The organism is Pelatocladus sp. BLCC-F211 (genome assembly GCF_041928655.1).
GTDB lineage: Bacteria > Cyanobacteriota > Cyanobacteriia > Cyanobacteriales > Nostocaceae > Pelatocladus.
Map to the genome: position 1 here is coordinate 31521 of NZ_JBHFLM010000242.1, position 12231 is coordinate 43751.

The following is a 12231-nucleotide window of genomic DNA, read 5'->3' on the forward strand; positions in this document are numbered from 1 at the left end:
TTCTGTGATTATTCCAGAGTAACTTTCAGCAATATGAATAAGTATATAAGCTGAAAGTAGAACAGTGGTGTGATAGGAGTAAACAGGATGTTAAGTCATGAGCAATCTCAGGGTGTTGCAATTGGGCAATGTGACACTTATGCTTGGTTTTCACAACGTGCTTGGGTGGAAATTGATTTAATGGCTTTGTCGCATAACGTCCAACAACTGCGTCAATTCCTATCACCACATACCCAGCTAATGGCTGTTGTGAAAGCAGATGCTTATGGACACGGAGCAATTACAGTTGCTCAAACAGCATTACAATCAGGAGCAAGTTGGCTTGGTGTTGCTACAGTTCCAGAAGGAATTCAATTACGCGAAGCTGGAATTAAAGCTCCGATTTTGATTTTAGGTGCAACTCATACTCCAGAACAAATTTATGCGATCGCTCATTGGGGACTTCAACCTACACTATGCAGTCCCAAACAAGCCCTAGTTTTTTCTAATATTTTAGAAGCGATCAATCATAGTTCTCCTATACCTGTACACATTAAATTAGACACGGGTATGTCCCGCTTGGGAACTAATTGGCAACAAGCCTGCGAGTTTGTTCAGCTAGTCCAGAATTTGCCACATTTAAAGATAGCTAGTGTATACTCCCACCTAGCAACAGCAGATAGTCCTGATCCGACTGTCATGCAACTACAACACCGTCGCTTTCAAGAAGCGATCGCTCAAATTAAAGCGTTAGGAATTAAACCACCTTGCTTGCACTTGGCAAATTCAGCCGCTACCCTCAGCGATAGACAATTACACTACAATATGGTGCGTGCAGGTTTGTTGATCTATGGACTTTACCCAGCTACACATTTGCGATCGCAAATTGATCTCAAACCTGTTTTGCAACTCAGAGCGAGAGTTACTCAAGTCAAAACCATTGCTGCTGGTACTGGTGTGAGTTACAGTCATCAATTTATCGCCAAGCAAGAAATGCGTATTGCTGTTGTCGGAATTGGTTATGCAGATGGTGTACCGCGCAATCTTTCCAATAAAATGCAGGTATTAATCCGTGGTCAACGAGTGCAACAAATCGGTACGATTACAATGGATCAGCTGATGCTAGATATCAGTGCCTTACCAGATATACAAGAAGGTGAAGTAGTCACTTTACTCGGTCAAGACGGTAAACAACAAATATCTGCTGATGATTGGGCAAATCAATTAAACACGATTTCCTGGGAAATCCTCTGCGGTTTCAAACATCGTCTACCTCGTTTAGGTGTAATTTAAGTAGTTATTATCTTGCTATCAAGAATTTTTAATTAAATCAGCAGCTTTTTCAGCAATCATAATAGTAGGAGCATTAGTATTTCCACCAATAATAGATGGCATAATTGATGCATCTACTACTCGCAGTCCTTGAACTCCGTGTACTTGCAGTTGGGAATTAACTACCGCCATAGAATCATTACCCATCTTGCAAGTGCCAACTGGGTGATACAAACTTTCTACAGTGTCTCGAATATAAGCACGTATTTCTTCATCATTCTGTACCTGCAAACCGGGGACTAATTCTTCACCCCGATAAGAATCAAAGGCTGGCATTTTTGCTAACTGACGCGATAGTTTGACACCTGCTACCAAAACTTCTAAATCAGCTTCTTTTTCTAAATAATTTGGTTGAATGATGGGTGCTTCTAAAGGATTAATAGAACGTAAATTAATGCTACCTTTGCTTTGCGGATATAAAAGAGTCGCACCGAAAGTAAATCCATGTCCCTCTGGTCGGATAAAACCGTGATTTAGGAAAAAAACAGGCGCAAAATGAAATTGTAGATCACTTCTTGCTAAGTCAGGATGGATTTTAACAAAACCTCCTGCTTCTGCAACATTTGTGGTCAAAGGGCCATTTTTTAAAACTACATACTTCAGAATATTTCTAAACTTTTCTGCATTTGCGAGAGATATAGATTGTGTACATTTATAGGCAACAGGTACACACAGATGATCTTGTAAATTTTTGCCAACACCAGATAAATTTATGACTACAGGAATCCCCAGAGATTTTAAATTTTCCGCATCTCCAATTCCTGAGAGCATTAATAACTGTGGTGAATTAATCGCACCAGCACTCAAAATAATCTCTTTGGCAATTTTGATTTCATGTCTGACTTGATTATGAATATAGGTTAAACCAAAAACTTTGTTACCTGAAAAATTGATTTTTGTGACTTGGGAATTGGTTTTAATTGTAAGATTGGAACGTCGTAATATTGGCTTCAGATAAGCTGCTGCGACACTGTGACGTCTCCCTTCTTTTTGAGTAACTTGATAGAATCCTACTCCCTCTTGTTTTGCACCATTGAAATCATAATTCAGTGAAAAACCTGCTTGTTGTCCTGCTTTAACAAAGGCATGAGAAAGTAGATTAATACAGCGCTGATTGGTAACGTTGAGAAGTCCATCTACGCCGTGATATGCATTTTTCAGCACATTCTGATTTTCAGCTTGGATGAAGTAGGGAAGTACATCTTTTGCACTCCAGCCTAAATTACCTAATTCCTGCCAATCATCATAGTCACGCCAATTACCACGAATATAAATCATCGCATTAATTGAACTACTTCCACCGATGACTTTGCCACGAGGCCAATATAATTGGCGATTGTTGAGGTGAGACTGTGGTTCTGTGTAATAAGCCCAGTCATATTCTGTTTTAAATAACTTATGAAAACCTGCGGGAATATGAATTTCTTGTTTTTGATCTGAGTTCCCTGCTTCTAACAATAATACTGTTGTGTTTGGGTCTTCAGTGAGGCGATTTGCTAAAACACAACCTGCTGAACCTGCACCAATAATTACATAATCGTACATTATTTTTGTTAATAAGTAAGTCGGTGGAAATAAACCTAACTGTGTTACGAAAAGCAAGCAAGCTCAAAAAGTGCAGACGCGAGGAACATCGCGTCTCTACCAATGACCAATGACAAATGACGACTACAGTTCTCAAAGTAGACGTGGTTTAAATAAACTTTAAGTATTTTTTAACTCCTCTGATACCACATGGAGTGATCCCCAAGTCAAGATAGTAGGGTGATAAAAATACTACTCCTAACACACTAACATTCCAGAAAAGTTATCTCCCTAGAGTCAGCTTTTTCTGGAGCAACCAATCTCTGCAAAATCCACAAAAGGGGGTAAAGTAGTATGCTTTGCGACAGATGTAGGCGTCAGCAAACCTGTTTGCCGATGCTATTTTCCAAAAAAGATCCGCAGTTGCAAAAAATGCTCAAAAATCTGAAAAGATGTGAGTTGCGTATAGTTAAGTAAAACTTAAATCACAGCATGATTGCTGATCTTCGGGTTGCCACACTTCTAAATTATTTTGATAGCATTGCTATCTCATGTAATACTTCCAACAACCGCTGAATTTCTGCCACTGTGTTGTAATGTACTAATCCAACTCGCAACAAACCACCGCTAGCTTCTACTTCTAGCTTTTCAGTCAAGTTTATGGCGTAGAAATTACCATACCAGGTAAAAATACCGCGATCGCCTAAAATTTTTGCCACCATTTGGGGAGATTGTCCCTCTAGTCGAAATGCTACCGTTGGTGTGCGCCAAGCAAAACGTGCTGGATCGGTAATTCCGTAGAGAGTTAAGCCACCAATATCCAAAAGCCCACAAATCAATTGTTTACTGAGTTCTGCTTCATATTGTTGAATAGCTGTCATTGCAGTTACTAAAGCCGTACGCCGATTGGGATAAGATGACGATTTTGCATGTCTGGGGGGACAGCGAAATGTTTCCCATTTGCCCGTATCAGCTTCTAAGAGACTAGAAAGCAACTGACTTTCCACTGAAGGCGAGACATGACAACCGAGTTTTGCCAAATAATTAATCGCCGCCACCATCCCTGCTAAACCTTCGTGGTTTAGTGTACCTGTTTCCCAACGAGCTGGTGTTTCATCAGAAGCGGGGCGGACTTTGTAAGGTTGGAGACGGGCTAAATGTTCGTGTTTCCCGTAGAGAACCCCGACATGAGGCCCAAAAAATTTATAGGCAGAACAGACAAGAAAATCACAATCGAGCGATCGCACATCAATAGGAGCGTGGGGTGCGTAGTGGACTGCATCGACAAAAACTAACGCCCCGACAGTATGGGCAAGTCGGGCGATCGCAGCGATATCATTAATTGTACCGACTGTATTAGAAGCGTACCCAACTGCTACTAGACGTGTGCGATCGCTAATTTGCTGTTCGAGATCGCTCCAGTTGAGAGTACAATCTTCAACATTAATATCAACAAACCGGATAGTTGCACCACGTTCGGCCAATGCAGACCAAGGAGAAACATTAGCATCGTGGTCGAGACGCGTCACAATTATTTCATCACCGGGTTGAATTTCTCGACCAATCGCCCGACTCAATGCATAGGTGAGGGTGGTCATGTTTGCACCGAAGACTACTTCGCTTGGGTGACATCCAAGAAAATCAGCCGCCGCAGTTCGAGCCGAATCAATTAGCGCATCTGTCCGGGTGCTAGTCGCAAAAGTCCCGTGAGCATTAGCATTTGACCTCACCAGATAATCGGCGATCGCATCTATTACTGACCCTGGTACTTGTGTACCTCCCGGCCCATCAAAAAAAATCACAGGTTGGTTGTTAATTTTTTGGGTCAATGCCGGAAACTGAGCAAGTATCCATTCTATATCAAGAGGTGCTTTCATGGCTGACCGACTCCTGGCTTTGAGGCGAAATCAGTTTCCAGTAAACAGTTACCAGTGTTTACTGAATAATGATCAATAACTGGTAATATTTTAACCTCTGCGCCCTTACCATTGCCAGAAATTGCCACGCCCTACAACTCGTTGGGGTTCATACCCAATTCTCGCAGTTTTGCTGCTAAACGTTCAGTTCTTTGACGTTCTTGTTCTACTGGGGTAGCAATCCAATTACCATTGACATCATACCAGCGCAGCCACAAGCGATCGATACCTTGGTAAGTACCCTGCCAAAGCCCCAAACCTAATTCTAAGGTTGGCATCCAAATACGCTGTTCTTCCAAATTTATTTCAGTGTAACGGTCTGCTTGGAGAATAAATGCTCTTAATTTATCTGTGTATCTATCAAAAACTATGTAATAGGGAACACGCAGTATCTGTTCATAAACCTGCCATTTAGTTAGCGGCTGATCTATAGCCCTGAGATTACGTCCTAAATCTTCTTTTTCTGTACCCGGAGAAAGTAGTTCTACCACAACGAAGGGATTGACTCCTTCTTGCCAAACGACGTAACTTAAACGTAGGTCTTTTTCTTCGTATAATCTGGAGACACCAACCACTGCATACCAGTCAGGCCGCTTGTACCATAAGGGATGGCGAGAGTCGTAGTAAAGATTTAAATCACTGGCAACAAAAACTTCATCTGGAGAATAAGTTGGCGGACGAAAGGTTTCCCGTAAAAGTTGGGGTTGATATATATGAAATTCATCAGGCAAACCAGACTCCTCCGGATCTTCACTCTTGAGATCATACATGGTAGGTAGAACTTCTTTTGGCGAAAGCGGAGGATCTATTTGGTACATGATGATAGATTTGTGACCAACTAGATTTAGGTTAGCCAATAGCTGATGTTTTTGCTAGCTATTAGCGTAAAAACAAGGCTGGGACAATTGGAGTTGAGATATTTTTACCAACACACAATTTTAAATTCAAATCTAAATTTAGAGTCTATTACAAATCGCATATCTCCATTTTAGATATAAGAGCAGAAAAACCAATCACACAACTCAAAGAACCTACAACCCAACCTCGCCATTCTGTTAAAGAGTGAATTAGGCCTGCTGCGGGGAAGTGTCCTTGAGGAGCATCTGAACTAAAAGTTAAGTCAGAATAAAACAACCAATCGTCATTTACGCACCAGCCAACATGCTCACAAAATTTACACCATATTTCATAATCAATATCAGTTTGAGCGCCGGCACTTTCCCAAATACTCTTTTGCACACTTAAGCCAAAGCGCCCATGACTGTATTTCAGCCACAATTGGTCTATAGTACAAAGGTCAATGCAGGGAAGTTGATTGATCGATTGAATATTCAGCCAGCCTTGTTTTTCTCTATCTGCTGCCTTGAGCAGTAAAGTGAGAGTTTCTTGGTCTGCTTGTTTCCATTTACCAGCTGCGAGGAAATCTTTTAATCGCTGATAGTTGATTTCTAATGCAGAGCAAAGATGAATATCTTTATCTTTAATATTATCTATGTTATTAATTTTATCGTTTTTAAAGTTGGAATTGAAGACTGAAATATTGTTAAGTTGGAGAAAATTCTCTGTTGTTTGATTGACCTGATTGTGATAATGATTAGTGCTTGTTACTTCTAATGTTTGGAGTGGTAAATTTAACCTTCCATTTTTTTCTAGATAAGAAGTTTGGAGTACAATATTGGTTTGAGAATATAAAAATTCAGACCGCAACTGAGCAATTCTTTGCATTGCTGCGATCACATCTAAATCTGGAGTAGAAGCTATTGTATTCGCCTGCATCCATAGTTGTTCTGCTAGTTCCAGATTGTTGTCAACTTCAGCCTGAAAAGCACTGATTTTGAGTTTAGAAATATCGTCTAAAGTCGCATGTTTTGGTAGAATAATTTGGTGTGACTTGGGTTTTGGTTCAGCAACTATGTAGGGTGTTTGTCGAGCATGTTTATATTGATGAACAAGTTGTGGAACCCGAAAACTGAGATATTGATTCAAACGTTCTATTGTGGCACATTGTCCCTGATTGCCTAAACCTTCCACTAATGCATAGGTAAACACTCCTTGTTTTAACGTCTCAATTTCATAGGAGTATTCATCGAAACTACAGGAAAAAATGCTGGTGAATCCATTTTGAAGTGCCGTTTGTTGAGCTTGTCGCCCAAATTTTTCCCCAAAAGTTTTGTTCTGATGACGACACGCATCAAAGATGAGAATAACATTACCAACTCCACAGCTACGTAAACGTTCAGTCAGATAATTAACGGGAATTGCCGTATTTTCTATATCTTGTAGATTCCCGTCACAGGGCATGAGGTAGTCTTGATTGGCATGTACAATGCCATGACCACTGAAGAAAAACCAAAAGTTATCTCCTGGCTCCAAGCAGGATTTCTCAAAGAAATCCTGTAAAAATTGCAACAAGTTATTCTGAGGAGGGTAAGTAGAAGTCTCCAACCCTTTGGGTGAGTTATCACAGAACAAGCAAACCTGCTCAAAACCAGCTTCATTACAGAGAAATTCCTGCATTAACTGTGCATCTCTCTTGGCATACTTGAGGGGTTGCAGGAACTCATACTGGTTGATACCAATTACCAAGGCCCAGTTTTTTGTCATTTTTTAGTTGTGTGCTTACCACTTGAACTTCAGTGTCATTGCTCGTTGTTATGTCTCTAATTGACAGATAAGTCAACTAAAAATTAGCTCACCCGCCAACAATAACCAAACAGGAGCATAGTTATAAAAGAGACTTTACAGTGAAAGTCTCTACACTAATACGTTAGATATCAGAGTTCTTCAGGACATATGCAAAAAAATTAGATAAATCGAGTACAAGTATCATGCCACTCAATCTATGATTTAATATCACTGCGTTCTACGTAATAAGAACCCAATACCAAAGCATCCATGTTAGTTCTCAAGAAGCATTGAATTGCTTCAGTCGGAGTCCGAACAATGGGTTCATTTTCATTGAGAGACGTATTGAGAACAATAGGAACACCTGTGCGTTGAGCAAAAGTGTTAATTAAGTTCCAATAGAGAGGATTTGTTTGACGACTGACACTTTGTAAACGCCCTGTACGATCAACATGAGTCACAGCAGGAATTAACTCTCTTTTTTCTGGACGAATTTTAAAGACTTTTTCCATGAACGGCGCAGGTTCATCGAGTTCAAAATATTCACCGACTTTTTCTTCTAAGATACTGGGAGCGAAGGGGCGGAACTTTTCCCGGAACTTGATTTTGAGGTTAATGATATCGCGCATATCCAAGCGACGCGGATCAGCAAGGAGAGAACGGTTCCCCAAAGCCCTAGCAGCAAATTCCATTCTGCCTTGGAACCAACCAACTACTTTACCTTCGCACAGAAAATCAACAACTTGGTTGAGTAGGGCTTCTGTTTCTAGGTGTTTGGGTTGCAAGTCATGAGACTGTAATGCTAGCAAGCATTCTTCATCAGTAAATTCCGAACCCCAATAGGCATGATTTAGAACAAAATGACGAGGTTGTTTGAGCATTTGATTCCAAACAAAGAAGGCTGCTCCAATACATGTACCATTGTCAGCAGCGCCCACCGGAATATATACGTTTTTAAAAGGAGTATTTTGAGTAATCTTGCCATTCGCAACAGAGTTCATCGCTACACCACCTGCTAAACAGAGATTTTCACTCTTGTAGCGATCGCTCAAGCGGTTGATTAAATGAAATATAATTTCTTCGGTGACTGCTTGCACAGATGCTGCAATATTTTGATGTTTTGATGTCACTTCTGACTTGGGTTGTCGCGCTGGGCCTAGTAATTTTTCGAGTTCTGGGCTGTGGAAAGGTTCAACCTGGGGCGCACCATTGTCCCATTTCATGGCGATACCCTGCTCATGATGAGTGAAATAATCTAAGTTCAACTCAAAACTATCGCCTTTGGGATAAATAATTTTCCGGAATGCTTCCAGATATTCTGGTTCCCCGTAAGGTGCTAATCCCATAACTTTATATTCATCACCATAAGCAGGAAAACCTAAATACAGGGTTATGGCATTATAAAGATAACCGATAGAATGAGGATAGTGAGTACGGGAGAAATACTCAAGATGATTGCCTTCGCCTGCACCGGAAAGGGTACTCACAAAATCACCCATCCCGTCAATAGATAAAATAGCAGCTTTTTCAAATGGGGAAACAAAGAAAGTACTGGCTAGGTGGGTTGTGTGGTGTTCTAATGTATGGATAGGAGCGCTAATGTCTTCTAGTTGACAGTGGCAAGCTTCTGCTAACTGTTCCTTGAGACTCGCAGATTTACTTTGTTTACTAAACCGATCCAAAAGTGATGATAGAGAAGGACGTTGTTGCAGGGTGAATAGTAATTTGCGGTTGAGGTTGGCTTTGGGGTTGAAAGAGACAGCAACATGATCTAAGTCTGCTGCACTAATACCACCCACTTGCAAACAGTAGCGGATAGATTGAGCCGGGAACCCAGCCCAATGTTTAATCCGGGTGAACCGTTCTTCTTCGACTACAGCAATAAGTTGACCGTTTTGAATCAAGCAAGCTGATGCATCACCGTGATAAGCGTTAATTCCAAGAATGTTCATGTGAGTTTTACTTTGATTTATAGATGAGTTAGAAAATTTGAAAGTTATTTTTGCTTAATAACGAACTACATCAGATTTAAGGCTAGCTCCTGTGTAACCTGTGATCATCCAAAAAAAGGAGCGACCAATATCACGAAGAATAGGAAATATAGGTTCTTTTTGTTGGTTGGATGGAACAGAAAGTGGAGTAAAGGCAATTCCTTGGCTACCGAGGATGATAGTGGCGATCGCTTTGGCTCTGGGCATGTGATAGTCTGAGGTAATTAAAAACAGATGTTGAATTCTGTGTTTTTGGAAATCTGAGATGAGTGTAGTAAAGTTAGTGACGGTGTCAGTAGCACGGTAATCTAGATAAACACGCTGATCTGGGATATTTGCATCTCGAAAAATTTGATGTGCCTTATTAGGATTAATATTAGGAGAAGAAACCCAAATTTCTAGGGATGGATACCACTGAGCAAATTCAGCAGTAAATGTTTCCCTTTCTCCCAGTGAAGTACCACCAAGCATGAGAATAGCTTGGGGTTGAGGAGCTTGGTAAGAAGCGATCGCCAAACGAATAGGAATTATGCTAAACAGGGTGAGACTAAAACCTATGAAAGCCAAAATCCAATATTTTTTGAGTTGAGGATGCAACCGTTTCAATGGTTTCCTCCTATGTTTTTTCACTCCCAGTGTGTAGATAGGAACCAGAATATTTTCAGATTTTCTATATAACAGTAGAGTTAATCCAGCAGTAGTTGTTGAATATATATAGGGAGGATTACTCGGCTTGTGAAAACTGTTTGATTGGATAAGGTCGAGTTTAGAAAAAAAGTAGACTAGAAGGCTTTTTTAGATTGAATTTAGTTTTTCAGCCATATATCCACCAACAGCATCTTCCGAACATTTGGTTTTCCACCAATCTAATGATTGTTCATGCATTTTTTGCATCAAATTTTCATCATCTTTCAACTTGATCAGTATATTTTCTAATTCATCCCATTTACTCAGTTCAATATAAGGCGCTCCATTATAAAACCAATGAGAAGGTAATTTCTCTGATATGATAATACAGCCATACCTTAATGCTTCAAAAAAACGAAATGTTTCTGGGGAGCTACCTCTAGGAACTAAGCAAATTTTAGTATTCATTAATTTTTCCGAGTATACTTTCGCTGCGTCATGTCTTGTACCTTGAAAACCAAAACTCGGTTGAATTAATAATTCAATTTTTAAATCAACATCCTTTTCTTGTATTTTATATATTTTTGATATCATTTGCTGTCTAGAGACAGCTTTGGCGCTTAAAACACGCTTTAGAAAAGACTCTTTATGAGATGCTTCCAGCGTTAGACTTCCAGCAAAAAAAACATCATATAAACGTTCTTTTATATCTTTAACTGGAAGTTCTATTTGATTGTAGTATCCCAAAGGGATCTCATATATATATGGATGTTTTAACACACCTAAATATATATTTTTAAATTTATACAGTCTATATTGTAATCTTCTTGGTAAAGAAGCGGCATAATTTCTGAAGAATTGGATGAATGAAATGATATTAAGATATGAAGGATTAAGTAGTGGGTTACACCCAAGCATTGGACGTGTGCCATAACATTTAAATATGGCTTTCACTTTCTGAAAATACTTTGGTATGCGACACCACTCGTCTCCTAGAACTATCGCAACAACATTTTGCCCATAAGAAGGAAGCTGATTAATGTCCCAGGTAAGGTAGAAGGTTAAATCTTTCACCTTCAAATCCTTTTCCATAGCTTTAAAAACTTTGCCAAAATAAACACAATCAACAGGGAAGGTTTCATCAGCATCTGATATATTCCAGGGAATTGGATTTAGAGATGATTGACAAATAAAGTATTGATTGGTTCTTGTTATATACATATGTGTTTTGCAAATACTAAAGATAAATTTTTCTTCCGTAGATTTTCGTTTTAGACAACCTGCGGAAGCTATTCAAGCTAGAAGAGTATGTGATCAATTAAACGACGATGATATAAAAATATAACTCTTCCACCACCCTTACACCCCTACACCCCTACACCCATTTTCAAGACAGTGTATGCTCAGTTTTATTGAGATAAACTAATCATTTTTATCTCTTTCATAAAGGACAGCATGAGCATCTTTTTTGGGTCTGATTGTGCGAACGATTGTACGAACAAGATTGTCTACTGGATAGAGAACTTTATTAACTACTTCATTCTTGCGACCACGAAAAGAAGTTACGTGATAATAGTCTGTGCCATCTGGAGATTCTTCAGTGAAGTAGTAAATATTGATAGATTTGCGAGTATCGCCATCGGGTGTATTTACGCGACGATGACCATGCCAAGATTGCTTATCGGTGGCAAAAAGCATCATCCGATTAAAAATGGGCAGTATAGCCACAGATTCAGACATATCTGGAGACCATAGTTCTAAGTGACCACCTTTTTCTTCTGTCCAGTTAGGATTTAGATAAACTAGTATGTTGAGGCGGCGATACCAGGGTTCAGCAGGGTGAGAGCTATTATCAATATGAACATTCAGGAAACTACCGTTAGTACCCTGAGCAAGTCCGGATGCATACAATTTTGGATCGGCGTATAAGTTAGGAATATCAGTAATTTTCGTCAGTATTTGCAAGAGGCGTTGCGATTGGAGATGCTCAAAAATTATCTTGCTAAATATGGGATCAAATTTACTAATGTCAGGATCTTGGGCTTTATACTGCCTGATATCTTTGAGCTTGTCCATTTCTTCCATTTTTGGGAAGACTTGGTAGGCTTGCATTGCTACTTCTGGATCTAAAAAACCATCAATGATTAAATGTCTGTGGGGTTTAGCTTCACGAAATTTTTGGGCATACTCATCAATGCGGCTTTCCAAGAGTTCGTAATTAATCATTTCTGACTCCT

10 protein-coding genes are annotated in these 12231 nt (G+C 39.7%); 1 reads left to right on the plus strand and 9 read right to left on the minus strand.

What is annotated here, in order from left to right; genetic code table 11:
* Positions 1-87 precede the first annotated feature (87 nt).
* Positions 88-1272: an alanine racemase gene (gene alr, locus ACE1AT_RS28765; RefSeq protein ID WP_374874557.1), complete on the plus strand. Its 1185-nt coding sequence runs from the start codon at positions 88-90 to the stop codon at positions 1270-1272.
* A gap of 18 nt (positions 1273-1290) precedes the next feature.
* Here alr and ACE1AT_RS28770 read toward each other — a convergent pair whose 3' ends face one another.
* The 9 genes from ACE1AT_RS28770 to ACE1AT_RS28810 form a co-directional block, all read right to left on the minus strand.
* Positions 1291-2856: a GMC family oxidoreductase gene (locus tag ACE1AT_RS28770; RefSeq protein WP_374874558.1), complete on the minus strand. Its 1566-nt coding sequence runs from the start codon at positions 2854-2856 to the stop codon at positions 1291-1293.
* Positions 2857-3362: 506 nt separating this feature from the next.
* Positions 3363-4712, minus strand: a complete 1350-nt coding sequence (locus ACE1AT_RS28775) for a cysteine desulfurase-like protein (RefSeq protein WP_374874559.1) — start codon at positions 4710-4712, stop codon at positions 3363-3365.
* Complete coding sequence (locus ACE1AT_RS28780; RefSeq protein WP_374874560.1) at positions 4709-4840, minus strand: hypothetical protein; 132 nt, start codon at positions 4838-4840, stop codon at positions 4709-4711. Before ACE1AT_RS28780 ends, ACE1AT_RS28775 begins: the two co-directional genes overlap by 4 nt.
* A gap of 3 nt (positions 4841-4843) precedes the next feature.
* Positions 4844-5569: a Uma2 family endonuclease gene (locus ACE1AT_RS28785; protein WP_374874561.1), complete on the minus strand. Its 726-nt coding sequence runs from the start codon at positions 5567-5569 to the stop codon at positions 4844-4846.
* A 148-nt stretch (positions 5570-5717) separates the two neighbouring features.
* Complete coding sequence (locus tag ACE1AT_RS28790) at positions 5718-7355, minus strand: GUN4 domain-containing protein (protein ID WP_374874562.1); 1638 nt, start codon at positions 7353-7355, stop codon at positions 5718-5720.
* Between the two features lie 236 nt (positions 7356-7591).
* A complete protein-coding gene (locus tag ACE1AT_RS28795; protein ID WP_374874563.1) occupies positions 7592-9328 on the minus strand; it encodes a carbamoyltransferase in 1737 nt (578 codons plus the stop codon).
* Between the two features lie 54 nt (positions 9329-9382).
* A complete protein-coding gene (locus ACE1AT_RS28800) occupies positions 9383-9973 on the minus strand; it encodes a YdcF family protein (protein ID WP_374874564.1) in 591 nt (196 codons plus the stop codon).
* A 189-nt stretch (positions 9974-10162) separates the two neighbouring features.
* Complete coding sequence (locus ACE1AT_RS28805) at positions 10163-11215, minus strand: glycosyltransferase family 1 protein (protein WP_374874565.1); 1053 nt, start codon at positions 11213-11215, stop codon at positions 10163-10165.
* 201 nt (positions 11216-11416) lie between these two features.
* A complete protein-coding gene (locus tag ACE1AT_RS28810) occupies positions 11417-12220 on the minus strand; it encodes a 2OG-Fe(II) oxygenase (RefSeq protein ID WP_374874566.1) in 804 nt (267 codons plus the stop codon).
* Positions 12221-12231 lie beyond the last annotated feature (11 nt).